The sequence below is a fragment of the Gracilibacillus caseinilyticus genome, assembly GCF_022919115.1.
Lineage (GTDB): Bacteria > Bacillota > Bacilli > Bacillales > Amphibacillaceae > Gracilibacillus > Gracilibacillus caseinilyticus.
Genome location: NZ_CP095072.1, coordinates 2,097,146 through 2,124,137, shown reverse-complemented (window position 1 = coordinate 2,124,137; position 26,992 = coordinate 2,097,146). Strand labels below are relative to the sequence as shown.

Genomic DNA, 26,992 nt, shown 5'->3' with positions numbered 1-26,992 from the left:
AAAATTTTACTCCCTTCTTGTCTTTTGCTGTAGGTCCTTATATTGCTTCGGTGAATAATTTGTCGCTTTTTTAAAGACCGAACGAAAATGTTTCGGGTCATGATAACCGACTAACATCCCGACTTCAACTGTTTTGGTAAAGCCGTTCTCAAATAATTCTTTCGCTTTCTCGATCCGATAATTTGTCAGATATTCCGAGAAATTCATAGACGTCTGCAGCTTAAATTCTCTCGAAAGATAGCTCAAACTAACATGATGATCATCGGCAAATTGCTGAAATGTAATATTATCCGCATAATGCGTCTCAATAAATTCCTTTACTTTCGGTATTAACTGTCTAGGCGCAAGCTCTTTATCGTCTAACGACTTTATGATGAATTCAACCAGCTGCTGTAACCAGTCTCTCAGCTCCTTGTATGTTAGCAGACTGTCTAATGCCGCGTAATGACTGTCCATATGCTGGATCCTGATGACTTTACTCGTCGATTGCTCTAATTTAAACCAAATCGCATAATACATATCTAACAGAAACTGCCTTAATACCCTCTGTGTCGGCTGTGAATATTCGATTTGCTCTCTCAGAATCGACAACTGTTTCGCAACAGAGGTGTATTCCCTGTTCCGCAATGATTTCTCCAAGACACGCACCTCATCCCATAACGTGCTGATATTAACAAATTTCGCAGGGGTTTGTTCTGTGATAAACGTGGATTTTCCAAACAATTTGTGCTGATTCATGAGTTGTTGTACCTGCTGATAGGCATCTCCTAACCGTTGCTGTTTTGCTTTTTTCACGGTAGCAATATGAACCTGCCCGGATTCACTCCACTGTTGAAAGAGCGTTTTTGTGATCACCTCTGTTTTATTTAGAAAAAGGATCCGTTGCTTATCCAGCGCCAGCAGCCAGCCCTCCGTATGCTGTTGGAGCTCCTGCATGATGGTGTAATCATCCTCTATCGGAGCTTTCCAATTTCCGAGCACGATGTATGTAACAAATAATGCTTCGTCAAAAAACATCTCCGTATTGGCAGCTGTCGGATTTACGATCTGCTGATTGATGAACCATAATTGCTTATCGAACTCCTGCCTTTTTCTGTCTGCTATTTTACGAAGCAGGCGGTTCATCATAGCTTCCAATGTATGTCTTTTTACCGGTTTCAATAAATAATCCGAGACATCCAGATCAATCGCCTGCTTGGCATAGTCAAAACTATCATGCACCGTTAACAACACGCATTCCGTAACAGGATAAAGGCGCTTCACTTTTCTGATTAATTCGATTCCATCGATCACGGGCATCGTAATGTCAGTCATCACCAGGTCCGGTGTATGACGGAGCGCATGCTCGTACGCTTCTTCCCCATCGTCAAAAAAGAAAAGCTGATGGTCCTGCTGATAGTTCATGAGTAAAGCCTTTAATTCCTCCAGCGCCCAATACTCATCTTCTACAATAAATATATTCATTTGTCTTACCCACTCTCTTTTTCAAAAGGAATCTTTATCACCATATGTGTTCCTCGGTCTTTCTCAGACGCAATCTCCAACCGATAGCGATAACCGTACAGTAAACGAATCCGCTGAGCGACATTGATCAAACCAACACTCGTAGCATCACTATCCATCTTCTTATTTTGTATACGTTTCTGAAGTTGGGTTAATGTTCGGACATCCATTCCCTGTCCATTATCGGTGACTTCTATATGCAATACATCTGTCTCCTTATAAATGCGGATCGTGATAACACCGTTCTTCTTCGTATGCTTCAAGCCGTGAATCACCGCATTTTCTACAATCGGCTGAATCAGCAGCTTAGGAATAAACGCATACTTCGCTTCCTCACTAATCGAGATTTCCTTATCGAATCTGCCGACAAAGCGATATTGCTGAATCCGAATATAATTATGGATATGTTCGATTTCTTCTGCCACCATCACTTTTTTATTAAGTCCGACCATAGTGTATTTAAACAGGTCCGCTAATGACTCTGCCAATACAGCTACTTCCTCCACCCCTTTGACTCGGCTGGAAGACTTCATGACATTTAATGTGTTATAAAGAAAATGCGGATTGATTTGCGATTGTAAGGTCGAAATCTTCGCATTTTTCTCCGCAATGCTTGATTGATAGACTTCGGTAATTAGCTTGTTAATGCTGTCGAGCATGCTGTTGTACACCCTTATTAGCACATTTAGCTCTTCATTGTTCGTCAGGTCCATCCTGTCCGCTAAGTCCCCACTTTCTACTCTCTCCATCTTCTTCCGTAAAAGAGTCAACGGTTTTGACAGACTGTAAGATAACGAATAGGAGATAATCGCAATAATCAATATCGTGATCAGACCGCTTCCCACCATAAAAAGCAGGATTTGATTTCGTTCTGAAATAATAAAATGATTATCAACCAGTAACACACTTTGCCAACCTGTAAAAGACGAGCTGTTACTGGTAGACAGATAGGATCTGTCATTCCAAGTTAATGTCCAATTTTGTGCTAATTCATTGGCTGTGTCCGGAAGATCTATATTTAGAGTCTCGCCAATTTCTTCCCGTTCCTGATCATAGATGACTTGATTCTCCTCTGTTAAGACAAATACGTGCAAATATTCCCCCAATTCTTCGAGCTTATCCAACTCTAATAATTTATCAAATACATTTACGTTAATGTCGATCTTCAGCGAGCCAATTTTATTTCTTTTCGGTATTCCATAAATATGCCTTACGAAGGAGACCACCTGTTTCTCTTCTTTTGAAATTGATACTTTTTTTGTCGGCAATAGCATGAACGCATCCTTGGCCAGCCTATCCAACTGCGCCGTCCATTGCGGATCATGTTCCCGATATTGAAGCTCCATCCCACTCCCTTCCTGATACGTAAACGCAGTCTTATCTGTCGTATAAATCGTCACTCCCTCGATATCTTCATTCGGATATATTTGATTAAAAATCTTCGGATATAAATCCTTACGATTGTCGATATCATTCGTGATCTCTTCTTTATCATAATGTTCCAGCATGTCCTGGACATAAGGATCTGTAAAAATAGCTAACGATACCCGGTCGATATCTTCAAAATATAAATCAATGGTTTTGCTGAATTGAGTAGACAGGATATTGGAAAGGGAATGCGTATTTTTCTTCATATTATCGACATTAAATAAAAAAATGGCCGTTCCGATGATGAGGATTACAACTATGAACGCACTGGCAAAGGCAAGAAAAATTTTTGTTTTGAAGGTGATAGAATGCATGGGTGATTTCATTTGAACCTCCAGGTGATATTATTTAATCCGTAAGCATTAGCAAAAAGTATAGCGAAATAAACCCTCCCTTGGAATCTGTATAGTTGCGGAACGACATTTAAGCGCTTACAAAAATAATAAAACGATTTGTGGAATCAATCAAATAATAGCTTTTCCTATAAGACTATTCCTAATCTGCGACCTTCATTTCATTTTTTTCAGAAAAACAGGGATAATAAAGGAGAGAACACAGCTCGGTTAGACTTCATTCTAAAAAGTAACACTGGATTTTCCACTAGAAACATACGTGATACAATAAATACGATTCTAAAAGGTATTCATTTGACGTTTATTCCTTAAGGTTTCACATATAAGTCATGATAATAGAAGGAGTGCACATATGCCAAATCTAAAAAATCAAGTCATTCTAGTCACCGGGGCTAATCGTGGACAGGGAAAAGCTATTGCTCAACACCTTGCCAGCTTGGAAGCTATCGTAGTGGTTGGTGCTCGCAACTATGATGCAGCGAACGAAGTAGCAAAACGGATTGGAGAAGATCATGCTCTCCCCGTTCAGTTAGATGTTACAAGCGAGTCAGACTGGAAAGCAGCAGTCGATAAGATTATAAATACATTCGGTAAGCTGGATGCATTAGTCAATAATGCCGGATCTCTCAAACGCAAACCCTTTAGAGAGACAACGCTCGATGATTATCAGCAGTTGATTAATGTGAACCAGCTCGGTGTTTTTATGGGGATGCAAGCCGTTATTCCACAAATGGAAAAGCAGCTAAAAGGCTCGATTATCAACAACGTATCGATCTCTGCATTTGCTCCCATCAGCAAATCCTCTATTTATGCTGCAACAAAATCATCCGTAGTTGCAATGTCCAAAGCTGCAGCTATTGAACTAGGACCAACAGGAATTCGAGTGAATATGGTCCACCCGGGTGGAATAGAAACCGACATGGTCACGCAAGATGAGGGTGTTCCCGATTATTATAATTCAGTTCCTCTTCGACGTATCGGACAACCAGTTGAAATTGCTAAGGTAGTAGCATTCCTCGCCTCTGATGAAAGTTCTTATTGCACCGGCACAGAAATTGTGGTTGATGGCGGGATGACACTTGGGACTGCGGATGAGTAGAAAATCTCTTCTAAAACCCACCGGAAAAGAGGGCACAAGCAACTTTTGCTTGTATCCCCTTTGTGATCTTATCGACTTGGCTACCCGGCATCAGCGTATCCTTTGTGCAGATCAAAATAAAATTCAAGGCGTTTAGTGGAGCATCACTACCTAAAACTGCTAGGAATGTGGTGCAACTCTATTGTTCACTTTGCCACTTTTCACAGCCCACTTTGGCCGAATGGGCGCCGCTTTCGTTCACTGCTCCGCTTTTCACTGCCCATTTTGATCGAATAAGCTCCGCTTTCGTTCACTTCCACTCTTCTTTCATCGTACTTTGGTCGAATGTTCGCTGCGTTTGTTTCATTAAGAGATATGTATCAATTCAAACTTTGAATCAGAAGATAAATCCCTGTAAAACTCAAAAGGATATAGGTAAATATTTTAAAAATCCGTTGATTAAGCCATTTGAAAATGATTTGACCGATAAATAAACCCAGAAACACGATGGGAATGGCATACAGACTTGATTCCCATATTAATTTATTCGAACCGGTAAAGATTATTTGAGTAATGAGACTGATCAAATAAATAAACAGGTAAAAAGCCAAAGTTGTTGCTCTTAACTTCCCTTTTTCAGTATCCGTCCCTGTGAAATAAAGTAATAACGGAGGACCTGGCATTCCGACACTTGTTGTTAAAAGACCCGATAACCCGCCAATTATAAAATCTCTATTACGTGTTGGCTTCACTTTAACATTACATATTAATAGCAATGTTAATGCCAGTAGCAGGATACTGACTCCAATTTTAAAAGCGTTGATGTTAACGAAAATAAAGATTACGATACCAAAAGGTACACCCACAATGCTGCTGATAATAAACCGCTTAAGAAGCGTGAAATCAATGTCATTGCTTAGTTTCCAGATTAATGAAACGGAAATAAGTAAGGATAAAATAATGTTTATTTGTATGGCTTCTTGTGGTAAAAATAACATCAGTAAGAAGGGTGTCGCCATGATGGAAAATCCAAAGCCTGTACTTGTTTGCAAGACAGAGGCCACTAATATAATAAATAAAAATAATAATACAGATTCCAAATTTGACCCACTCTCATATGTAAAGCTATTTCTATTTTATCATATTATTGTTAATCATTATTTCTGCTGTTTCGCAAATTTTATAACGACATCAAGTAGGATTTATCGCAAAAAAATGGGACACAAGAACGTCCTTGTATCCCACTTTTGCACTTATCGACTTGTATACCTAGATCTGCATGAATGGTTATTCCCGTTACATGGAGATTATTTACCTCTCCATTATTTTCTTATAACATCACTAATCACCCATGCCTCTCCTCTAAGCGTAAAATTAATGGTCATGTCAGTTCCACCAAAAAGATCACTTTCCTGATAACGATTTATATAGTATTCCGTATCAGAGTACTGACCAAAGATGTAACCCTCTTCCAAACTGAAACGTTCATATCCATCCATTGGTATTACTTCTAATCCATCTTCAACTTCCTTTAGTCTGTAATCCCATAATTCTTTTGCTGTTTCATAGGTCATAAAACTGGATAGAAAATCATAATATTCTTCTTTGGACTGATAATTTTCCACTTTGTAAGATCCCTGCTTCACAATTAAATGATCTCCCATTGCATTATATTTTTTTACTAAACCAATAAATACCGCTTTATCAACGTTTTCAAAGGAAGGTTGTTCGTCTTCTGCGTCTGTTTTCGCTTCTTCTTCTGTTTCCTGCTCAGTTGCGGGAGATTCTTCCGTCTCCTCCGATTCCTCCTCCTTATTCTGCGAAGGTGAGTCTTCGTTGTCTTCTATTTCAGTATCACTTTGTTTCTCATTTTGCTCTGTTTCTTCCTGCTCTTCCGTCTTTTCAGGTTCTTCCGGTTCAACTACCGGAAAGAAATCATCTGGGAGTTTGTTTTTTAATGTGAGATTTATTTCTGATATTGTAGCTATCGTTTGTTGCAGGATAACATTATTCTGTGATTGAAACCATACAGGTAAACCGATCATAGCTACTATGGTTATAGCGAGCATCACGGTTGTTAATCCAGTGATGAGAAAAGGGGTCCTCTTTTTTGCTATCGATTCATTAATTTTATTCCTGTTTTCGTTCGTAACATGCACATTCTGTTGTAAATAGTTGTTTAAATCGTTTTTTATTTGCGTATCAAACCGATCCATTGTTATATCCCCTCCTTTTCAATTCCTTCTGCAGCTGGGTCTTCCCTCTATTAAAACGGGTTTTAATCGTATTAAGATTGAGCTTCATTATCTCGCTAATTTCTTTCAAGGTTAAATCCTGTACATAATATAAGATGAGCACTTCTTTATATTTTGGTTTCAAAGTAGCAATTGCATCAAAAATTTCATTTGCCCCTTCTTGCTGAATGACTTCCTGCTCCGCCGAATGCCTGATACTTTCTTTATCGACCTGTTTTTGTATAGAAGAATGATAGATCAGATTACGGAAACTCCATTTACGATGATAGTCCTTGCATTTATTTAAGGTGATACGGATGAGCCATGTTTTATATTCGGCATCTCCTCGAAAAGTGTGAAGATGCTGATAGCACGAGATAAATACTTCTTGAACAATGTCATCACATTGGGCCATATCTTTTACATATGAATAGGCAATTCTTTTTAAATCATTACCATAATAATGAATTAATTCGTTTAACAACTCTTCTTTTGATTGTACATGCTCAAAGCGGTCATCTATTTCCAATTGCTGTCCCCCCCTTTATAAGTTAGACGTATTGGGTGATGAAATGTGTTCATTTTTCTAAATAATACCAACAATTTTTATTTACATACTAATTATTACTTGACCTTTTGTATCATTAAAGTATTTTATCTGAATAAAAACTACTAATTATTGTTCTTTTTAAAGAATTAAACGTTCGCAAATAAGTGATATTCTTTGAAAAACAGAGAAAACAAAAGTAAGTGTTCTTTAAAACGGTCAAAAAGGCTTATTTCGGCTCTTTTTTGTCCTTTGAATAACGAAGATTTAGAGGTACAATACAAATTGCGTTCTTGATAAAGAACGAAATAAGGAGGAGAAAAGATGACAATTAAAAAGAAATTAGGTATGGGCGTTGTTACAGCTGCACTAGGTTTAGCATTGGTAGGCGGAGGTACATATGCATATTTTAACGATACAGAAGCTTCTACTAATACATTTGCGGCAGGTACATTGGATCTGACATTAGATCCACAAGTAATCTTTGATGTAGATAATTTAAAACCAGGTGATTACATGCTTCGCACCTTTGAATTACAGAATACTGGATCCTTGGATATTGCAAGTGTCCTGTTAGATACATCCTATAGTGTAACAGATGTTGATAATAACAATGGAAGCGAAGATTTAGGGGAGCATTATGTAGTCAAATTCCTAAAAAATGAAGGACACCCTGAACACATTTTTGATGATGATAAATATACAGTAGTTTACCAAAAGACACTAGCTGAACTCTCGGCGATGACGCCAGACGATTTAGCTGTAGAAATGGAAGATTTTATTATTTGGGATTATGAGCAAGATGGCATCCCTGCAGGAGAAGCCGACAATTTGAGTGTGAAAATTGAATTTGTAGACAACGGACAGGATCAAAACATTTTCCAAGGCGATTCTCTAGAACTTAACTGGACTTTCACAGCTGAACAAGAAGCCGGCGAAGAAAAATAATACGGAAAGGGTGAGCTTGTCTCACCCTTTTCTATCCTTTATTTATTTCCGTGAATACATAATCCAAATATCTATTCACGAAAATAAATAAAACGTTTCAAGATGGAGGAATGGATATGAGAAGTTCAAGAACGGTTAGATTTAAAAAAAATCACAGGAAAAAAATCCCTCATATACAACTAGTCATCATTTTATATGCAGTCATACTTTCTTTGTCCCAACTTACCTCTCCTACCAGTTCCATGTTCAGTAACACAAAAGCGGTTAGTTTCTCTATGCCGTCTGGAAGTTGGTGGGATCGGAGTGAATTACTATTTACAGCTAGTGACAATCAAAATGTAACCGATAGTTGTCTCCCTGCGGCATTCTCTGTGGACGTGCAGAATAACGGATACAGTATGACCAGCGCTACCCATTACGAGATTTTCTACATAGAGAACGGTAACCCAAAAGATGGGGACAAAATAGCTGAGGATACGCTTGATCCGCTGGAAGCTGAGGAAGTTACTACAATCACACACGAAGCGACGAGTACAGGATTCTATATCGTGAAGGTTTTACAACACCCGGATTATGCCGGTGAAGCAGAAAATGTAATCTGGAGTGAAACAATCGAAGTATCCTGTCCTGCTGAACCGACAGAAAAGGAACAGGAAGAAGAAGCTAAACCAGATACGGAAGATACAGTGCAAGAACCGGAAAAAGAAGCACCAATAAAAACAGCGCCTCCAGAAACGACTGATGAACCAGTAGAACAGCCAGCCCAAGAAGAAGAAAAAGAAACAACAACAGAGGATACTGATAAAGATGCAACTTCCGATACAGAAGAAACACCACCTGCAGCCGATGATAATCAGGAACAACCAAAAGATGAAGAGGTCATCAAAGAACAACCATCTACCGAGCAAACAATGAAAGGATCTGAAACATCGACTGACAAAGAAAAGGAGCAAAGTCAACCAGAAGAAGATGCAGAACAATCCCAAACTGAATCACAAGAAGGTGAAAAAAAATGACAAATAAAGTTTTTAAACAAACTAAAAAATGGCTTAGTACTCTTATTACCGTTGTGCTTTTTGTTTCTTTACTATTTACGGTATTTATTATGATTTCTACCAAAGCATCCGGTGGTGAACCCGAAGTGATGGGATATCAGCTAAAAGCTGTCTTATCGGGATCCATGGAACCCGACATTCAAACAGGGTCCATCATTGCGGTTAAACCTGGTGGTGATATGACAAGATTTCAAGAGGGAGACGTCATCACCTTCTTAAGTGAAAATGAAACGTTAATCACCCACCGCGTTTCCGACGTCATTGAGAGCGGTGAACATGTTATGTATGAAACAAAAGGAGATAATAATAACGCAGTGGATCCAGCACCCGTTCTGTCGGATAATGTGGTGGCGGAGTACGAAGGATTCACTATTCCCTATCTCGGTTATGTTGTCACTTTCGCAAATTCACAAGCTGGTAGCGCGATGTTGTTAATTTTACCCGGCATTTTATTAATTGGATATGCTGCTTTCACTATTTGGCAAGCCCTATCCCAAATAGATCTAAAAAAACCTGCTGAATCAAAGGCCCAGGAAACAGTTGAACAGAAGTAATATCCTGTTTCCCTGCAAGTAGAGACTCATGCTTAATAAAAAGGTGGTGCATGATATTGACCAAGCCGAAACTCTTTTACTCTATATTCCTGCTGTTTTTCTTGTTTTCTGTTCCCATTGTCCAGGCTACGACGAACCAAAATCTGATCAACCTTGATGGAACTTTTGCCGAAAATGGTAAGTTATTTGATCTAACTAATCTGAAGCCAGGAGATTGGGCTGATCGTGAAATGACCATTAGTAATCAAGTGGATCACGATATATCCTATACGATTGACATTCAACACCTGGACGGATCGGAACTATTCTACAATCAATTGTCACTAAAGATACAGCATGCTGATGCTATTTTATTTGATGACAAGATATCCAATTTTTCATTACTAGCAGATTTGACTTTACCACCAGATAGCACCGACAATTTGGCGTTCACCTTAACATTCCCTCCTGAATCGGGAAATGAATTTCAAGGGTTAATGACAAATGCAGAAATTATCATTACAGCTTTTGATGATATGGAATCAGAAACATCATCCTTCGCTATTTCTACCAATAGTGATAATGGAGCATTATTACCGAGTACAGCAACAAACATTATCAATCTTGTAATAATAGGTGCGTTCCTTCTATTGTTAGGACAATTATTCTTACTTTATATCAAATGGAATAAGCGTGCGAAAGAATAGGTCATCCCTATTCTTTTTTCTTTTTAACCTACTGTCTTGCTAAACCAGTACTTTTCAAGCCATATAAAACTCCATAGTAATCCAATCCAAATCCAAAATAAAGGGCTAAATCATGGGTGATTTTACCAAAAAATCATTTAAACAATTGTTTTCTCTTTATTTCCTTGATTTTTAGAGGTATAAGTATAGGTTTATCAATTTTTGTAAGGTAACTCCTTGTGACCGCTTGAAACAGATGACACAGTTTTTGCTTGATAAAATGAAACACTTTTTTCCAGTTAAGGACTTCCCTTTTTTATGGAAGAGTGTGTATGATGGTATTAAAGATAATGCAATCATTGTTTTCCTTTTTATTATAGATACTAATGAAAAATGTATATATACTAATAATTATACACATGAACAAGTAGTGTTGTTGCACTAACGAAGCAGGAATGTAGAAGAAGGTTTTATTTTTTATTTATAGTAATATATTTATTATAAGATATTGAAAACGGAGGGGTGCTTTATGAAAAGAAAATCAGGTTTGGTTTTTGGTTTTATAGGAGTTCTTGCACTATCAATTGGACTTACAGATGTATTAGCAAAAGGACAAGCTGACGTTAGTGATGGAAATAAAGTTAGGGTTGTAACAGTAGAGGAACAAGCAGTGCGTGAAAATAAGACTATTGAAGGTAAAGACCTTAAAACAGTTATAACAGCAGAAGAACAAAATAGAGTAGAAAATTCATCAGCTTTATCAGGATTTGTGCCACAGGAAAATGGACAAGGGTTTTATTTCATAAAAGAGAAATAAACTTAAATATAACTATTAAAGTAACGGGGCGATTGTTCAATTGAGCAGTCGTTTTTTTACTAACGGAGCAGGAATGTTGAAGAAGGAAATATTAGATGAAAGATGGAAATAAATAATTAAATCTTTATTTGGGAGTGGTTTTGTGAATAAACCATTGTTAAGAGCTGAAGGGATTATTGTAAATGAAGATAAGACAAAAATCCTTGTGCAATGTGATTTAGAAGAAAGTTTCTATCGTCTTCCAGGTGGAAGTATTGAATTCGGTGAAACAGCAGTTGAGGCTATTAAAAGGGAGTTAATTGAAGAATTTGATTTACACTCAGATATTGGTGAATTAGCTTGTATAAATGAAAATATTGTTCAGTACGATGGGAAGAAAAGGCACGATTGTACTTTAATTCATTGGTGTTCAAGCAATAATAAAATAGATAATGAGTTAATACATAATGAGAAATCAGATATCAAACTCATTTGGCGTACTATACCGCAATTGGGAGACAGACGGTTTTATCCAGAAGGAATACTTAATGTTATCACTTCTAATAAAAAAGATATTTCACATTTAAAAGTTGAAAAGAATTATGATTAATACTTGATCCCAACAAACGGGTACAAGAGTTAAAGGACAGGGGTTGCTACGGTAACTCATTTGTTTTCGACTAAAGAAGCATTATGCGGAAGAAGAAATCTGTTATTTTAACCAAATAAACAATAAAAAGAGTTAATCATTAAAAGCTTAAGTGGGGGATTTAAATGAAAATAAGCCAAACAAAAGATTTTGAGGTAGTTGCCAAATTAAACAAACCAGTTCACGACTTACATTGTTCTCTCTATCCTAAGTATTTTAATGAATATAACTATGATGAAATCAAAGAAATTTTTAAAAAGTTAATAGAAAATGATGATATTATCTTTCTGCTATTAGAAGATAACCATGAAGCAGTAGGTTATGCTTGGATTGAGGTTAGAGAATATCCAGAAAATGCGTTTGAAAAAAGTTATAAATCAATTTATGTTCATCAAATTAGCATAATTCAAACTCAAAGAAAAAAGGGAGATGGCACAGCTTTGATGAATAACATTTATAACTTAGCTAATGAAAAAGGTATAGACTTAATTGAGTTAGACTATTGGTTAGATAACAAAATTGCAAAAGAGTTCTATGAGAAACATGATTTTGTGAAATATCGTGAGTTTGTATATAAACAATTATAAATTCTTGTTTCATTAACGGGAGCGTATATAAAAGAGGTAGGTGAGAGATAAGAAATGAGGACGTTATTAGAACTACTAGGGCTTGTCAAGAAAAGTGTGTAAGTTATTCTAAATACTTTAATACACGATCCTTTAGATGGTCATGAATTAACAACTGGTTCATCACCATGGCCCATTGCTGAATATGGCCACCTTTCCATTTATCTTCTAATTCTTTCGTTCGTAAATATAGTACTTTTAATAGGGCATTCTCGTCTGGGAATGCTCCTTTTTGGGTAACTTTACGATAGCTTGAGTGAACACTTTCTACGGCATTTGTTGTATACATGATTTTACGAATCGCACTACCGTAATCAAAAAGCTGTTCTACATGAGAGAAATGGCGCTTCCAGACATCAATGGCTCCAGGGTAAGAAGACCATTGTTGTTGAAAGTTTTCAAAGGCGCTGCGACAAGCTTTTAGGCTGGATGCGGCATATACTTTTCGTAAAGCAGCTGTGAAGGGTTTGTAATCCTTACTTGGTACATATTTAAGGGAATTTCGAATAAGGTGAACGATACATCGTTGGACCGTTACGGATGGGAATATGACACGAGCACCTTCTTCTAGACCAGTTACGCCATCGATAGAGAGAAAGAAAATATCTTCTACTCCTCTCGATTTAATCTCATCAAAGATTTGCATCCATTTATGCTTACTTTCCGTTTCATTAAGCCATAAACCTAGTATCTCTTTCTTGCCTTCGATGGTGTATCCAAGCATGGTATAGACTGCGTATTTCTTCGTTTCATAATCATTACGAACAGTCGCGTAAAGGCAGTCCACAAAGACAAAAGGATAACAAGGCTGTAAGGGTCTTGTTTGCCATTCTTCTAATTCTGTCAGTACATGGTCCGTCATGTTAGATACCATTTCATGAGACACAGAAAATCCATAAATATCTTCAATAGTAGAGGATATATCCCTCTGAGACATACCACGGGCGTACATGGCAATGACTTTGTTTTCAATGGCGGAGACATCTCGCTGACGTTTGGGAATGACTTGTGGTTCGAATGAGCCGTCTCGATCTCTTGGCACTTCTAATTCTACTTCTCCAGTGGATGTTTTGATGGTTTTCTTTCCATATCCATTCCGTCTGTTTACCGTGCTTTTTTGCCCTTTTTCATTGGAGGAATATCCTAAGTGATGGTCCATTTCACCTTTTAACATCGTCTCAAACATAGGTCCAAATATGTCTTTTAGTGCATGTTGCATATCTTCTACTGTTTCAGGTTGATACTGTTCAATGATCTTGTTAGCTAATTCTACGGAGTTAGGATCTCTTTTCGGTTTCCCCATGTAAAACCCCCTTTAGCTTTATACTTATTATTCTAACAAACAAAAAACTGTGTGAGTAAGAAACCGTACGCATTTCTTACTTACACAGTTTATATTACACTCCCTAAAAAGAACGTACTAAATTGCTCCAACAAATATTCCAATGTAATCGGATCACTATCTGCAATCACATGTGTATTTAATTCAAGCACATTCCCATTCTGAACGGCCGGGATGTTGTTCCAGGTTTCTGTTTCCAATAAGGAGGTATCACCATCCGGGTTCTTACTTAACACAATATAGTCTCCCGCGAAGTCCGAGATCACCTCTAATGATAAGGAATAATAACCGTCTGCTAATGCTTTTTCTTTTACCTTCTCAGGCATGTTCAACTCCAACTCCTGATACAATAACTCTGTTCCACGTCCCCAGTTGTCGCCAAATACAGCCATTTGTTTCACATCATTTTCGAGAACGGAAACGGTCGCATCTTCCCCGATCTTGGCTTTGATCTCTTCGCCAGTTTGTGTTGCACGAGCTTTGAAATTCTCTACCCAATCTTTTGCTTCTTGCTCTTTGTTAAGAACTTTTCCGATTTCCTCGTGTTGTTCCAAGTAGCTTAACTTACCATAAGTGAAAGAAACGGTCGGTGCGATTTCTTTCAGTTTATCAATGTTTTTCAACCAGGAACCTACGATGATTAAGTCCGGATCTAGTTCAATGATTTTCTCTAAGCTTTCTTCTGTTACAGATTCAATGCCTTCTAATTTATCTTCCATGATGGGATTATTATATGTCCATTCGTCTACACCAACGACGTTTCCACCTAATGCAAGTACATTCGGTGCGTATGATAGCGCCACAATACGTTGTGGGTTAGCAGGTAGTTCCATCGGCCCTTCTTCTGAATCGTATGTGAAAGTTTCAGAAGAAGACGCTTCTTCTGCTGCTTGCTCCTGATTGCTAGTTTCTTGAGTATCTGCTTCATCTGTGCTAGTGGAATCCTCTGTGTTCCCACAAGCTGCTAATAAAAGCGCTGTTACAAATAAAAATGCGATAAGTACTTTCTTCACGTTATTTCCTCTCCTTATTATGTACTCGCTAAACATTAATAATTGATAATGATTATCAATATTAATTATAGTACGTCTATTTATAAGGGTTGTCAATATCTTTTGTGATATCAGAGGCTGCCTCCGAACATTAAGGTTGACAATATTAGAGTCTATCATTACCATTAAAAAGTATTATTCCGATAAAATTAATAGGGAAAGGGTGTTTTAAGTGGCAACAACCGCAAAGAATCTAACTGCTCAGCAAAGTGATCAGTTGGCACCACAACAAAAAGAGTTAAATGCTCCACAGATGCCACTAATTATCGGTGCGCTTATTATAGGGATCGTATTGCTTATCTATTTAATGGTAACGCAAGATATCTCTCAGTCATTATTATTAGTAATAGGATTATTACTTGGTTATACATTATTCCATGCTCGTTTTGGCTTTACCTCCGCCTTTCGTCGGCTTGCATCTGTAGGGAATGGACAAGCATTAAGGGCTCACATGCTTATGCTAGCAGTTGCCGTAACATTATTTGCTCCGATTCTAGCATTTGGCGTATCGTTCTTTGGAACGGGTACCTCAGGTTATGTATCGCCAATAGGGATTAGTCTGCTTGTCGGTGCCTTTATGTTTGGTGTAGGTATGCAGCTAGGCGGTGGATGTGCGTCTGGTACACTTTATGCCGTTGGTGGCGGACGTACTGTCATGTTAATCACATTATTATTTTTTATAGTGGGCTCTACCATTGGAGCTGCTCACTTTACATTTTGGACACAGGACCTGCCAGCTTTTGAACCTGTTTCATTAGCTACCTCTACTGGTCTTGGTTATGGTGGTGCATGGGTCGTATCGATCTTGTTATTTGGTTTCATTGCATGGATTACGCTAGTAGTCGAAAGAAAAAGAAAAGCACCAAAAATGGCTGCATTGCCAACTACCACTGGCTGGAAGCGTATTTTCCGTGGTTCTTGGCCGTTATTTGCAGCAGCCATTGCTCTAGCTGTGTTAAATGCATTAACGCTAATGACTCGTGGTGCACCATGGGGGGTTACTTCTGCCTTTGCATTATGGGGATCAAAAGTAGCACAATTTTTCGGTATGGATGCCGCAAGTTGGGGTTTCTGGCAAGGAGCAAATGCTCAAGCATTAGAAGCATCTATATTTGCTGATTCAACTACCGTATTGAACCTAGGTGTTATTCTTGGTGCATTTTTAGCTTCCGCTGCGGGAGGACTTTTCAAGTTTACCCGATTAACTATTAAAAATGTTCTTGCAGCCATCATCGGTGGATTACTGATGGGGTATGGAGCGCGATTAGCCTTTGGCTGTAACATTGGTGCGTATTTCGGTGGCATTGCTTCATTCAGCCTTCACGGGTACATTTGGGGAATTCTAGCGTTAGCAGGAACGTTTGTCGCACTTTATCTGCGACCGATGTTTGGACTATCCGTTCCAAAACCAAAAGATTCGTTTTGTTAAAGAAAAGTAGGTATCACAGTCTGTGGTGCCTGCTTTTTTTGGGGATAAGTGAACATACTTCCTGCTCCATAAGAAAAACCGAACAAAAACCCACTGACCATGTGCTAACGAGTTTTTATGAGGATGACGCAGGATAGGCTGGTGCTAGTACTGATGAAAGTTCTCTCTATTGGATAGTTGATCACTCCTCTGACTTTACTTAATCCGAATTATAAGCTCCTACACTATTATCCTCTCGCTCTTAATCGAATTTTGATACTACGGCTTTAATGAAGGAATTATCTACTTTCTTTGATTATTGGAAAAACTCGGCATTTGTCTCGTCCTTTAGCAAGTCCAGTAGTCATTCTTATTACTTGGTACACGCTAAATTTTCACTACGTCGAGCTTCTTCATTGCTCAAATAAGAAGACGGAAAATTGCTCAGACCAGTGCAGAGACCATCATCGCCCTCTGAGACCTTATGAAGAGAACATCTGGCAACTACAACACGATAGCTTAGAATATGATTCATAGTTGGTACAGAAAGGCAGATCGTATTAGTTTAACGATGTCAACCGAGAACCATACCCATGATTAGCAGCATATTAAAATGCATATTGTTATTAGAGTGAATACCAATACGTTATAATATATTTCGACTACCGAATTAAAGGAGTTTTGTTTGTGGATGGTGCGACTATAAAAAAAGACAAGATTTGGACGAAGGATTTTGCCCTCATTTGTTTGGCAAATTTTTTTATATTTTTAGGCTTTCAGATGACATTACCGACGATACCGTTATTTGTACAACAATTAGGTGGCAGTGATGAATTAATTGGAATTATTACAGGTATTTTTACGTTTTCAGCATTAATGTTACGTCCCACTGCCGGACATGCATTGGAGTCAAAGGGGCGACAGTATGTCTATATGATTGGCCTTGGAATTTTTGTGATTTCGATTGGATCGTTTGCGTTTATTACAAGTATTATCTTTTTGTTCATTATGCGTTGTGTACAAGGGTTAGGCTGGGGGTTTTCTACCACGGCCACTGGGACGATTGCTACGGATTTAATTCCGAAGAGCAGGCGTGGCGAAGGAATGGGCTATTTTGGTCTTTCAGGTAATTTGGCGCTTGCCTTTGGACCAGCATTAGGGCTCACTTTATACGGGTATATTTCTTTTACTAAGTTGTTTTTAATTTGTTCGGCGCTGGGATTAGTGGCGTTCTTATTGTCTAGCCAGATTACGTACAAACCTGTCGATCCGGAAGCGAAAAAAGCGGTTGCTCCCCGGTTTGATGTATTGGAGAAAAGGGCATTACGACCATCGTTATTGTTATTTTTTATTACAACAGCTTTTGGCGGAATTGCCTCTTTCCTGCCTTTATATACAGAGCAAGAGGGTATTGCAGGGATCGAGATTTACTTCTTTGTGTTTGCGATTTTTTTGATGATTACTCGAACGTATGCGGGCCAATTGTATGATCGAAAAGGGCATATAGTCGTGTTTTTGCCTGGGACGATTTCTATTTTTACAGCAATGATATTATTAGCTTGGCTGCCAAATTCGTTTGTACTATTTTTAGCTGCTGCATTATATGGATTGGGGTTTGGTACAGTACAACCTGCGCTTCAGGCATGGGCGGTGAATCAGGCACCTGATAATCGTAAAGGCATGGCAAATGCGACCTTCTTCTCCTTCTTCGATTTGGGGGTAGGTGTCGGCGCGATTGGTTTTGGCTTTATTGCATCTGCATTTGGCTATCACTATATTTATATCACAGCTGCCGTTTCCATCATGACATCCATATTATTGTACATCTCCTTGTTGATCAAGGATAAAAGAATACAACAGCACAGCTTCTAACACTGTGAAAAGTATATGTCAAGTTGGGGCTCTTCTATCAGAAGCCTCTGCTTAACATATCCTGTCTTTACTTCTCCTTTATATTCGTATTCAACTTTTTATACCAATATTAATAACCTTTTTTGCTCCTGAAAGATACTCGTCTGTATTTTAATATAGTCCACCAAATTCTTTTCCATGTTTAGCAAAATGTCCTTCCAGTTTTATTATCCCCTTATTCCCACTACCAAGCTGTTCCCCCCAACCCCGCCACATCATCCACCTTATCAAACAACTTAACAGGCTTAACTAAGGTCCAGTTTTTTTACCTAACATTAAATAATAGATTCCCAAACATACCATCCAATATAGCACTCCCCTCTCCTAGTCCCGTCCCCCCATCTTCAGCATTTTACAAATAAATCACTCTAGTAAATCATATATGTAAAAGAAAGGATGGGATCAAAATGAATAAATATAGTATTTATAATAGTTTTCAACACCACTTTATCAACCCACGAATTACCTATTATTACTATAAGGATTGGAATGAATTTCATATGCCTACACATGACCATCCCGCGATCGAGATCATGTATATGGTAAATGGTCAAAGTAAAATTGAAGTGCATAACCATACATTCTTATTAAAACAAAAACAATACATTCTCATTGATAGTCATGTTCCACACCGGCTTATTGTCGAAAAAGGCAAACCTTGCAGAATGTTGAATATCGAATTCATACTCCAAGATTGCAAAGACCAAAACTCGGTATTAGGCTCATTAGCATTAGAATGCAAAGAAGTGAAAGAATTTCTGCAGAACAAAAAATCGTTCATCATCCAAAAGGATATTAACGAGGTCTATCATTCCCTGAGAAGCTTAGTCCTTGAACTGGATACACAAAAATACGAGAAAAAATTAATGGTGAACCTATTGATAGCTCAGCTCTTAATCCAGATTTCTCGTAATCAATTGGAATCACAGGAAAGAGAGCTGCAAGATGCTGATTATTACGTTTCCAAAATAGTGAATTATATTCATGAGAACTATGATTGTGACATTAAAACCACCGAGTTATCACAGCTGGTTCACCTCCATCCTAATTACTTACACAAAATTTTTAAGAACACCATGAACTGTACCATCATTGAATATTTAACAAAAATAAGAATAGACAAGGCCAAAATGCTGTTATCTAAATCAGAAATGTCGATCACAGAGATATCAGGATTTGTAGGCATAAACAGTAGTCAATACTTTAGTAAAGTATTCAAAAAGGAAATGGGTGTCAGTCCATTGGCATATCGAGAATTAGCAAGCTGTGAGAAATAGATGAGAATTTTACACAAAATCAGATGACCTGATTAGATTTATTAAAGCGTTTTCATTTTTCTGGTGTTATGATGCTATCTAAAGGAGGGGAAGCTCATGACATGCAAGGTCACATTTATCGGTGCCGGAAGTATCGGGTTTACTCGTGGTCTATTACGCGATTTACTTTCAGTGCCTGCATTTCACAACATCTCGATAGCTTTTACAGATATCTCTGAGGAAAACTTGGACATGGTAAGACGCCTCTGTCAGCATGATATTGATGAAAATGGCCTGAACATTACCATTGAAGCAACAACAGATCGGAAATCATCAAACATGGTATATCCAAGTCAACTATCAAGGGGAAGATATGACAGGTAAGTTACTGGAAGCATTCCAATCCCATCCCCATTTTAAAGAAACAGAAAAAGTACGCATCGATATGTTAAAAAGATTCGGTTACTACAGCACCGAATCAAATGGGCATCTAAGCGAGTACTTGCCATGGTATCGAAAGCGCCCTGATGAAATTGAAAAATGGATTGATCTTGGTTCCTGGATCAACCGGGAAACAGGTGGCTATTTACGTGTTTGTACAGAGGGAAGAAACTGGTTTAAAACAGCTTTCCCAAATTGGCTGGAAGACCCTCCATATGAATACAAACAAGCGTTGCGAAGTGAAGAGCATGGCTCTTATATCATTAAAGGGCTGGAAACCGGGCGTATTTATCGGGATCATTTTAATACAGTAAATAATGGTGTCATTGCGAATTTACCAAATGATGCGATTATCGAAGCAACAGGATATGTCGATCGAAATGGTATTCATATGCCAGTCATTGGTGAGTTACCACTCAGTTGTGCGGCTGTTTGTTATACTAGTATTTCTGTACAACACCTCGCTGTTGAAGCAGCAGTCCGTGGTGATATCGATTTACTGCGACAGGCGATGATGATGGACCCTCTCGTTGGGGCAATTTGCAATCCTCAAGAAATTTGGCAAATGGTAGACGAATTACTAGTAAGCCAGGAGAAATGGTTACCACAATATCAACACGAAATAGCAGAAGCAAAAGTTAGATTACAAGATGACAGAGTACTTCCTACCAAAGAATATCACGGTGCAGCGAGATTACCGATCAAGTCGGTCGAAGAGCTAGCCCAAGATAGGAAAGCTACTGCTAATAATGAGGCACAAGCTGATAAAGCACAGGAAAGACCAGCTGCCACACAAGCATTACATTCCAATAAAAGGGAGGTTAAAGGTAATGAAAAAATTGCCGATTAATAGCTTTTTATTCATGATTGGATTTATATTGTTCTTAGTTGGGTGCAGTAATGATACGGAAACCAGCAATTCTACAGACGATTCAGGCGGAGAAACGGTTAATTTAACTATGCAAGCTTGGGGGAATCCAGAAGAATTAAAGGTATACCAACGAGCCATTGATGGTTTTATGGGGGAAAATCCTAACATTAAAGTAGACTTAGTTTCTGTTGCTAGTGATCAATATGAACAAAAGCTCATGACATCTCTTCAAGGAAGTAAAGGCCCTGATATATTCTATGCATATGAACCGACGATGCCTGAGTTGATAGATGCCGGTGTTGTGCAACCACTGGATGATTTCTTTGCAAGTGACGAAAGTTATGCAAGTCTCGATGATTTCTCAGAAGGATTATTTGGTCCAGCAAGAAGTGATGATGTCACCTATGGTATTACACCTGATGCGAACCCAATGGTGATCTATTACAATAAGAAGGTATTTGAAGAAGCGGGTGCGAAGTCCCCACAAGAATATTATGACGAAGGGAATTGGAATTGGGATGCTTTTCTTGAAGTATCCGAAAAGATCAAAGAATCTGGCAAAACAGGACTAGTAATGGAGAACTGGTGGGCACATTGGTATAGCTGGGTATGGTCCAATGATGGCTTAATTTTCGATGAGAATGGTGAAGTAGTGCTGCAAGAAAATGATAAAGCGAAGGAAGCCTTCCATTTCATGCATGATCTCGTACAATCTGAAAAAGCCGTGTATGCTGGATCCCTGCCTCAAGGACAAGGCGTAGATGCGATGTTTATGTCCAACCAGGTAGGTATGATCGCAGGCGGACGCTGGTTCACACCTCAATTCGACCAAAATAAAGCTTTAGAATACGATTATATTCCTTTCCCTACGAATACGGGCAACAAAGTGGAGGAAGTAGGAGTTCCTGTAGCTTATCTGGCTGTAAACAGTAAAAATGATCATGTAGAGGAAGCGATGAAATTCGTTTCTTATTATGTCAGTACAGCTGGTCAGGAAGTTCGTACAGGGGAAGGAGGAAGTGCTTTACCTTCGATCAATACTATTAATTCGGAAGCACTTGCCGATACCACCGATAAGCATATTGAATATATGTTTAATGCCCGTGAAGATGGCTTTACACATGGATCTAATTTAGCGAAGGATGCCCATTACCCTGGCCTTAATACAGATATAACCGAAACGATTGATTTAATGTTCCTCGGAAAACAAGATGCAGATACGACGATTGATAAAGTAGTCGAAGTCATTCAGGAACATACCAAGTAAAAATCCAATAATAGCAATATGCCAAGATGATCCGTTCACTTGGCATATTGCAAACGAGGTGAAAAAAATGAACCGGAACAGACCAAATGTATGGGGATATTTTTTTATTGCTCCTCAATTAATTGGTTTACTGATCTTTTCTTTAATTCCGTTAGTCTATGCTTTCACACTAAGCTTTACCGATTGGAATGGATTTGGTGACTTTCAATTCATCGGTTTAGCTAACTATATAGAACAGTTCCAAAACCCAGAATTTTGGAAGGCAATGCTGAACACGATCTATTACATGGTACTTGTGGTACCGATTGGGATTTTCATTTCCCTTATTCTTTCGATTGGCCTAAATAAAATTAAAGGGAAAGAAATATACCGAGTATTTTTCTTTATGCCAGTTGTCACGAGTTCTGTTTCTGTCGGGATTATTTTTATGTGGATACTAAACGGCGACTTTGGTATTTTAAACCAATTACTAGCTCTTGTCGGGATAGATGGACCAATGTGGTTAACCGATACGAAATGGGTCATCCCATCTATCGCGATTTTAAGTATCTGGTGGGGATTAGGTTATAACATGGTCATCTTCTTAGCCGGACTTCAAGGGATCTCCAAGAGTTATTATGAAGCAGCTTCCATAGATGGGGCGAATGTATTTCAGAAATTCCGGCATATCACCTTGCCGCTATTAACACCGACTACTTTCTTTGTCACGATTATGACGATTATTTCATCCTTTCAAGTGTTTGATCAAGCATTCGTAATGACACAGGGTGGTCCTGCCAAAGCTAGTTATACCATAGTATTTCATATCTATGAACAAGCCTTTGTAGATTTCACAATGGGACAAAGCTCTTCTGCAGCGATTATTTTGTTTATTATCATTCTGATCTTCACGCTTATTCAATTTAAATTCCAAGACAGGTGGGTTTTCTATGAAAAATAATCTGGAATTACAACCTGCAACCATAGCGAATCAGGCTCAAACAAGAAAGAATGGCAACTGGACCAAAATCTTGCTCCATATCATGCTGATTACCGGATCATTCATCATGATTTTCCCTTTCGTTTGGACGATCTTAAGCTCATTAAAGGATATGTCGCAAATATTTGTTATTCCACCTCAATGGATACCAGATCCGGTTATGTGGAGTAACTATATAGACTCGCTATTGGCAATGCCGTTTGGCTTAGCCTATTTTAATAGTTTCTACATTACGGTGTTGATCGTTTTTAGTACATTAATTACCGCTTCGATGGCCGCCTATGCATTTGCAAAAATTAACTTCAAAGGTGCGAACATCCTGTTTATTCTCTTCCTGGCCACGATGATGATTCCAAAGCAAGTCACGATGATTCCTCTATACTTAGTAATGGATCAATTAAATTGGTTAGATACCCATTATTCCCTTATTGTACCAGGGGCTTTGTTTAATGCGTTTGCTGTATTCCTATTGAGACAATTTATTATGGGTATCCCGAAAGAACTGGAGGAAGCTGCCATCATGGATGGAGCTGGCTATGTGAGAATCTATTGGAATATTATCCTTCCTCTGATTAGACCAGCCCTTGCAGCTATCGCAATCTTCACCTTCTTACAATCATGGAACAATTTCCTTGATCCATTAATCTATTTAAACACACCGGAGAAGTTTACCGTACCAATCTTATTAAACTCGTTCAAAGGTTTATACACCGCTAACTGGCCATTAATGATGGCGGGAACTGTGATTTCTGTTATTCCTGTATTGATTGTGTATATCTTTTCTCAGAAGCAAATTATTGAGGGTGTTGCGATTACTGGGATTAAAGGGTGAAAATTATCCATAAGGGTGATACAAGAACGGTTCATTCATAGATAAAATACAAGAATCGTTTCTTGTCCCCTTTGTCCCACTATTTTATTTTCACATTGAAAATCCATTATCGTCGAAACATATTTATCCAACCTATTGTTGTAGCTTCCTGTGCTTTTTTATAAGTAGCGTTTTGCATCTCTTGTAGCATATTCATTTCTTTTAAATGTTGCATATGTCTTATTTCTTCTTCATATAAATTTAATGCTTCTTTTAATGATGCCGCTCGTTTGTTAGAAAAATAACTTTCTAATGAATTTAAAGCATGTAAATGAATATATTTTTCTGGTATATAATTAGGGCGAATCTTTTGACTTAAAGATAAAATTTTTGTGTCTATCTCCTCAATTCTTGATTTGTTTTGAGCAATATTTGATTTAACCTTTCTATTTGGCCAAAAGAATATAAAATAAACACTTCCTAAAAGCACAAAGATAGATAAATATTTTAAATTCGGTATCGCATAAATAAAGCCACTTACCATATACATTCCAATAAATAGCAATATTTTCTTTCCTATACTCATATTTGATAATGGTTTTTTAAAAATATTAGATCGCTCGGCTTCTAATTCCTCGTATTTTAATAATATATCTTTCAAATAATTTATTTCGTTAGTAATGTTTGTTATATTCATCTTGATCCCCCTGTTAATTTCATGATTCTTTTTTACTATTATAAGTAAAAAGTACTAAAGAAAATCAAACATCGCAACACTTTCGACAAATAAAGACAATATTCAAGCGTAGAAATGGGCTATGTGTTACTCTTTACTAACTAAAACACGAGAATAATACTACTTTATACATAATTTATATTAGATCCAATATCTCATTTTTAAACCTCCCCCATCAAATACGCCTCCAGCATCCGATCCACCTCTGCCGCTTTTCTCTCCTTCTCCGCCTCTGTCTCCGTATTTTGTTTTGCCGGCTGCTCTCTCTGTCTCACATACCAATCCGGTATAATATCCCGCTTAACATCAGCACGATTTTTCTGATAGGCCGGCTTCATATGATTTGTTTTTCGTTGTTTTACCATCACCTTCACATCCGCTGCTGTTTTCACACCCATCTGTGCCCAATTCAACAGGACACTTTCTAAATATTTCACCCCCTTCGCTTCGGCCTTGGTAGCAATTCTCATCGCCTCCATTACCAGCTCATAGCCATACTCCTCATACCATTGGGTCAGTAATTCATAGTTATATGGCGAATCCGTGATTCCTATTTGTAAATTTTCACGATAAAATTGCAATAATTCGCAAAAGTGCGGGTCTCTATAACTATTACATTCTTTTCTATCTTTCCTCTCTTCTGTCTTTCGGGAAGCTGGATCCTTTACCACCATTGGCTTATCACCATTTTCGGGTAAGTATTTTACTAACTTGGTGGTAAGTGATTTACTTACCTGTTTATTCGGTTTCGTCAGTGAATGACTTACCTGCTTACTTTCTGCCGTAACAGGTTGTGCATCTGAGGTATTCGCTTTCTTGCGATGTACATTCTTTTTCAGAAGCTGGTTAAAGCGCTCATTGTCCCATTTCTTATTCGGTGTAATTTGCCAGAGATGATAGTTTTTATTAATGCAAAACACCATTGTTTGTGGATCCCAATCCAGGACGGCACAATCGCGTAAAAAAGTAAGCTCCTTCTTCACGTCCTGTTTATACATGCCTGCTAATTCAAAGTTCATAAAGCTTGGAATCATGCAATCCTTCTGTCCGGTTCCGTATGATAACCGCCAGATGAACAGAATCAGATTCGTCTGCCTCTTTGAGAAAGCTCGTCGTAATACTTCATTCCATAACTCATTTGCTATTCTTATGTACCCATCTTCCACTTGCGGATTTGCCATATCCATTCCCCTCTCTTCATTCACTTATAGTATAATAAGCAGTGCTTCCATGATAGCGGGAGACGGAAGATTTAGCATATACCGATATTTATGTGAGCATAGTAGAAAAAGCAATTCTCTAGAGAGAAAATTAGATTTTCCATTTAGAAAATCGCTTTTTCTGCCTGCTTGACTAATATACGCTACAAATTTTAATAAATTAAGCCCTTGCTTGTTCAACAAGGGCTTTATCACTATCTATGAAATGCTGAAAAGATTTTCTATCAAAAAAGCCTTCTCCACCTCCCCTTACTGCTCCATCACCTTCCGAATCTTTTGCTTCGCCATTCTGCCCCAGTTCTTCACGGCAACCTCTGTCGTATCGTGACGCTCTGCAATGGATTTTACAGATTGATCCTCTATGACAAATTCGACCAGCCAGCACCATTGTTTTTCTGATAATACTTGTTTGAACGTGTCCATCAGGTAACTATCGAGTGGATAGCTATCCTCTTTCCATAAGTCGTCTTCCCTCACCTGTTCCAGCCAGTCCTGCTGCTTCTCCTGGTCACGGTTGTTCTTCTGGATCATATTGAGAAAACGTCTGGAAATGGAGCTGTAAATAAACGTGGATAATTTCGATTTAGAAGGATCATGTTGTTGATAAGCATGCCAGACAGCAATTAGGCCCTCCTGATAAAATTCACCCTCTGCATCCCGTATCTGATAACGATGAATAAAATGGTGGATCATGCGTTCATGCTCTTCCAATACTTCTTGAAATTCCATCTTTCTCCTGCACCTGCTAGGTGATAAGCACTTATCCAGTATTCCGCGGTATGTCTATCATAGCGGGAATGCATGTGCAGGTCACATACCGGTATTTCGTTCTGAATCAGCAATAATCGCTATTCCTGATCGATTTTGAAGCACTTCTCTAGAGAAAAAGAGCTTTCTCATACAGTTCGGAGAAATACCGTACTTTTTTGAAAATAACGAAACCAATTACAGTTGTTTCGCTTGTTTCACAACCTGATATCCATATTTATCAAGATAATTTACTCCTAAATTCTTCACCTTCATTAAAATAGGGCTATTGTGTTCCAGTTGAAATCCTCACTATCATATTGTGATAGGGTTGCAAAAAGCAATATAGCGTATATAATTACAAATAACAATAGTATATATGGCATTAATTTTATGCATATTTAAGAAAAAATTCTTATTCATCAATCGAACCATTTAACGGAAAAAAGCATCTTGAGAATCCTATAAAATTGAATATGTTTGACAGAAAAGTGGTAAAATCTATTGTTAAATGA

24 protein-coding genes and 1 pseudogene are annotated in these 26,992 nt (G+C 38.0%); 15 read left to right on the top strand and 10 right to left on the bottom strand.

The genetic code is table 11. The annotated features are described in order from the left end of the window. Positions 1 to 6 precede the first annotated feature (6 nt). Together MUN88_RS10090 and MUN88_RS10085 are read right to left on the bottom strand one after the other, a co-directional pair. Positions 7 to 1,464, bottom strand: a complete 1,458-nt coding sequence (locus tag MUN88_RS10090; RefSeq protein ID WP_244723973.1) for a response regulator transcription factor — start codon at positions 1,462 to 1,464, stop codon at positions 7 to 9. A 5-nt stretch (positions 1,465 to 1,469) separates the two neighbouring features. Further along, positions 1,470 to 3,257 (bottom strand): cache domain-containing sensor histidine kinase, encoded by a 1,788-nt coding sequence (locus MUN88_RS10085; RefSeq protein ID WP_244723970.1) that lies wholly within the window; start codon positions 3,255 to 3,257, stop codon positions 1,470 to 1,472. A gap of 379 nt (positions 3,258 to 3,636) precedes the next feature. Between MUN88_RS10085 and MUN88_RS10080 the strand changes: the two genes are divergently transcribed. Beyond that, on the top strand, positions 3,637 to 4,383 hold the full coding sequence (locus MUN88_RS10080; RefSeq protein ID WP_244723968.1) for an SDR family NAD(P)-dependent oxidoreductase: 747 nt from the start codon (positions 3,637 to 3,639) through the stop codon (positions 4,381 to 4,383). A 359-nt stretch (positions 4,384 to 4,742) separates the two neighbouring features. Here the strand turns inward: MUN88_RS10080 and MUN88_RS10075 are convergent, their stop codons facing one another. The 3 genes from MUN88_RS10075 to MUN88_RS10065 all read right to left on the bottom strand — a co-directional run bounded on the left by MUN88_RS10075 (position 4,743) and on the right by MUN88_RS10065 (position 7,125). Further along, complete coding sequence (locus MUN88_RS10075) at positions 4,743 to 5,462, bottom strand: sulfite exporter TauE/SafE family protein (protein ID WP_244723966.1); 720 nt, start codon at positions 5,460 to 5,462, stop codon at positions 4,743 to 4,745. A 222-nt stretch (positions 5,463 to 5,684) separates the two neighbouring features. After that, entirely contained in the window at positions 5,685 to 6,578 is an 894-nt protein-coding gene (locus tag MUN88_RS10070; protein ID WP_244723965.1) for a hypothetical protein, read from the bottom strand. Then, on the bottom strand, positions 6,565 to 7,125 hold the full coding sequence (locus MUN88_RS10065) for a sigma-70 family RNA polymerase sigma factor (protein ID WP_244723963.1): 561 nt from the start codon (positions 7,123 to 7,125) through the stop codon (positions 6,565 to 6,567). Before MUN88_RS10065 ends, MUN88_RS10070 begins: the two co-directional genes overlap by 14 nt. Positions 7,126 to 7,467: 342 nt before the next feature. Here MUN88_RS10065 and MUN88_RS10060 point away from each other — a divergent pair, with 342 nt between their 5' ends. The 7 genes from MUN88_RS10060 (at position 7,468) to MUN88_RS10030 (ending at position 12,397) form a co-directional block, all read left to right on the top strand. Next, positions 7,468 to 8,091 carry a CalY family protein gene (locus MUN88_RS10060; protein ID WP_244723962.1) on the top strand — a complete coding sequence of 208 codons (624 nt, stop codon included), beginning with the start codon at positions 7,468 to 7,470 and terminating at the stop codon, positions 8,089 to 8,091. 116 nt (positions 8,092 to 8,207) lie between these two features. After that, on the top strand, positions 8,208 to 9,107 hold the full coding sequence (gene tapA / locus MUN88_RS10055; protein ID WP_244723961.1) for an amyloid fiber anchoring/assembly protein TapA: 900 nt from the start codon (positions 8,208 to 8,210) through the stop codon (positions 9,105 to 9,107). Beyond that, a complete protein-coding gene (gene sipW / locus MUN88_RS10050; protein WP_244723959.1) occupies positions 9,104 to 9,700 on the top strand; it encodes a signal peptidase I SipW in 597 nt (198 codons plus the stop codon). The genes tapA and sipW overlap by 4 nt, the downstream gene beginning before the upstream one ends. 56 nt (positions 9,701 to 9,756) lie before the next feature. After that, complete coding sequence (locus tag MUN88_RS10045; RefSeq protein ID WP_244723957.1) at positions 9,757 to 10,386, top strand: LPXTG cell wall anchor domain-containing protein; 630 nt, start codon at positions 9,757 to 9,759, stop codon at positions 10,384 to 10,386. Between the two features lie 508 nt (positions 10,387 to 10,894). Then, entirely contained in the window at positions 10,895 to 11,182 is a 288-nt protein-coding gene (locus tag MUN88_RS10040; RefSeq protein ID WP_244723955.1) for a hypothetical protein, read from the top strand. Between the two features lie 142 nt (positions 11,183 to 11,324). Then, the gene (locus MUN88_RS10035; RefSeq protein WP_244723953.1) at positions 11,325 to 11,771 is read left to right on the top strand and encodes an NUDIX domain-containing protein; all 447 of its coding nucleotides are present in this window, start codon (positions 11,325 to 11,327) and stop codon (positions 11,769 to 11,771) included. A gap of 164 nt (positions 11,772 to 11,935) precedes the next feature. Further along, on the top strand, positions 11,936 to 12,397 hold the full coding sequence (locus tag MUN88_RS10030) for a GNAT family N-acetyltransferase (protein ID WP_244723951.1): 462 nt from the start codon (positions 11,936 to 11,938) through the stop codon (positions 12,395 to 12,397). A 103-nt stretch (positions 12,398 to 12,500) separates the two neighbouring features. Here MUN88_RS10030 and MUN88_RS10025 read toward each other — a convergent pair whose 3' ends face one another. Then, positions 12,501 to 13,739, bottom strand: coding sequence for an IS256 family transposase (locus tag MUN88_RS10025; RefSeq protein WP_244719327.1), 1,239 nt, complete (start codon positions 13,737 to 13,739; stop codon positions 12,501 to 12,503). Positions 13,740 to 13,828: 89 nt separating this feature from the next. Next, complete coding sequence (locus MUN88_RS10020) at positions 13,829 to 14,791, bottom strand: iron-hydroxamate ABC transporter substrate-binding protein (protein ID WP_244723948.1); 963 nt, start codon at positions 14,789 to 14,791, stop codon at positions 13,829 to 13,831. 256 nt (positions 14,792 to 15,047) lie between these two features. Between MUN88_RS10020 and MUN88_RS10015 the strand changes: the two genes are divergently transcribed. From MUN88_RS10015 to MUN88_RS09985, 7 genes and pseudogenes are all read left to right on the top strand, one after another. Then, the gene (locus tag MUN88_RS10015) at positions 15,048 to 16,259 is read left to right on the top strand and encodes a YeeE/YedE family protein (RefSeq protein ID WP_244724445.1); all 1,212 of its coding nucleotides are present in this window, start codon (positions 15,048 to 15,050) and stop codon (positions 16,257 to 16,259) included. Positions 16,260 to 16,925: 666 nt separating this feature from the next. Then, positions 16,926 to 18,110, top strand: a complete 1,185-nt coding sequence (locus MUN88_RS10010) for an MFS transporter (protein ID WP_244723945.1) — start codon at positions 16,926 to 16,928, stop codon at positions 18,108 to 18,110. Between the two features lie 446 nt (positions 18,111 to 18,556). Beyond that, the gene (locus tag MUN88_RS10005; protein ID WP_244723942.1) at positions 18,557 to 19,426 is read left to right on the top strand and encodes an AraC family transcriptional regulator; all 870 of its coding nucleotides are present in this window, start codon (positions 18,557 to 18,559) and stop codon (positions 19,424 to 19,426) included. 96 nt (positions 19,427 to 19,522) lie between these two features. Beyond that, positions 19,523 to 20,696: pseudogene (locus MUN88_RS10000) on the top strand (family 4 glycosyl hydrolase). Further along, entirely contained in the window at positions 20,677 to 21,984 is a 1,308-nt protein-coding gene (locus MUN88_RS09995; RefSeq protein ID WP_244723940.1) for an ABC transporter substrate-binding protein, read from the top strand. Before MUN88_RS10000 ends, MUN88_RS09995 begins: the two are co-directional and overlap by 20 nt. 67 nt (positions 21,985 to 22,051) lie before the next feature. Continuing rightward, a complete protein-coding gene (locus MUN88_RS09990; RefSeq protein ID WP_244723937.1) occupies positions 22,052 to 22,924 on the top strand; it encodes a carbohydrate ABC transporter permease in 873 nt (290 codons plus the stop codon). A gap of 82 nt (positions 22,925 to 23,006) precedes the next feature. Continuing rightward, positions 23,007 to 23,795 carry a carbohydrate ABC transporter permease gene (locus MUN88_RS09985; protein ID WP_244724442.1) on the top strand — a complete coding sequence of 263 codons (789 nt, stop codon included), beginning with the start codon at positions 23,007 to 23,009 and terminating at the stop codon, positions 23,793 to 23,795. 106 nt (positions 23,796 to 23,901) lie between these two features. On the opposite strand, the gene MUN88_RS09980 is transcribed toward MUN88_RS09985, so the two are convergent. From MUN88_RS09980 to MUN88_RS09970, 3 genes are all read right to left on the bottom strand, one after another. After that, a complete protein-coding gene (locus MUN88_RS09980) occupies positions 23,902 to 24,471 on the bottom strand; it encodes a hypothetical protein (protein ID WP_244723934.1) in 570 nt (189 codons plus the stop codon). Between the two features lie 200 nt (positions 24,472 to 24,671). Beyond that, positions 24,672 to 25,691 carry a replication protein gene (locus MUN88_RS09975; protein ID WP_244723931.1) on the bottom strand — a complete coding sequence of 340 codons (1,020 nt, stop codon included), beginning with the start codon at positions 25,689 to 25,691 and terminating at the stop codon, positions 24,672 to 24,674. Between the two features lie 288 nt (positions 25,692 to 25,979). After that, positions 25,980 to 26,459: a sigma-70 family RNA polymerase sigma factor gene (locus MUN88_RS09970; RefSeq protein ID WP_244723928.1), complete on the bottom strand. Its 480-nt coding sequence runs from the start codon at positions 26,457 to 26,459 to the stop codon at positions 25,980 to 25,982. Positions 26,460 to 26,992: the final 533 nt, after the last annotated feature.

Excerpts from the sequence above, each read along its gene's own strand:
- MUN88_RS10090 (WP_244723973.1), bottom strand. The coding sequence starts at position 1,464 with ATGAATATATTTATTGTAGAAGATGAGTATTGGGCGCTGGAGGAATTA.
- MUN88_RS10085 (WP_244723970.1), bottom strand. The coding sequence starts at position 3,257 with ATGAAATCACCCATGCATTCTATCACCTTCAAAACAAAAATTTTTCTT.
- MUN88_RS10080 (WP_244723968.1), top strand. The coding sequence starts at position 3,637 with ATGCCAAATCTAAAAAATCAAGTCATTCTAGTCACCGGGGCTAATCGT.
- MUN88_RS10070 (WP_244723965.1), bottom strand. The coding sequence starts at position 6,578 with ATGGATCGGTTTGATACGCAAATAAAAAACGATTTAAACAACTATTTA.
- MUN88_RS10060 (WP_244723962.1), top strand. The coding sequence starts at position 7,468 with ATGACAATTAAAAAGAAATTAGGTATGGGCGTTGTTACAGCTGCACTA.
- tapA (WP_244723961.1), top strand. The coding sequence starts at position 8,208 with ATGAGAAGTTCAAGAACGGTTAGATTTAAAAAAAATCACAGGAAAAAA.
- sipW (WP_244723959.1), top strand. The coding sequence starts at position 9,104 with ATGACAAATAAAGTTTTTAAACAAACTAAAAAATGGCTTAGTACTCTT.
- MUN88_RS10040 (WP_244723955.1), top strand. The coding sequence starts at position 10,895 with ATGAAAAGAAAATCAGGTTTGGTTTTTGGTTTTATAGGAGTTCTTGCA.
- MUN88_RS10030 (WP_244723951.1), top strand. The coding sequence starts at position 11,936 with ATGAAAATAAGCCAAACAAAAGATTTTGAGGTAGTTGCCAAATTAAAC.
- MUN88_RS10025 (WP_244719327.1), bottom strand. The coding sequence starts at position 13,739 with ATGGGGAAACCGAAAAGAGATCCTAACTCCGTAGAATTAGCTAACAAG.
- MUN88_RS10005 (WP_244723942.1), top strand. The coding sequence starts at position 18,557 with ATGAATAAATATAGTATTTATAATAGTTTTCAACACCACTTTATCAAC.
- MUN88_RS09995 (WP_244723940.1), top strand. The coding sequence starts at position 20,677 with ATGAAAAAATTGCCGATTAATAGCTTTTTATTCATGATTGGATTTATA.
- MUN88_RS09990 (WP_244723937.1), top strand. The coding sequence starts at position 22,052 with ATGAACCGGAACAGACCAAATGTATGGGGATATTTTTTTATTGCTCCT.
- MUN88_RS09985 (WP_244724442.1), top strand. The coding sequence starts at position 23,007 with ATGCTGATTACCGGATCATTCATCATGATTTTCCCTTTCGTTTGGACG.
- MUN88_RS09980 (WP_244723934.1), bottom strand. The coding sequence starts at position 24,471 with ATGAATATAACAAACATTACTAACGAAATAAATTATTTGAAAGATATA.
- MUN88_RS09975 (WP_244723931.1), bottom strand. The coding sequence starts at position 25,691 with ATGGCAAATCCGCAAGTGGAAGATGGGTACATAAGAATAGCAAATGAG.
- MUN88_RS09970 (WP_244723928.1), bottom strand. The coding sequence starts at position 26,459 with ATGGAATTTCAAGAAGTATTGGAAGAGCATGAACGCATGATCCACCAT.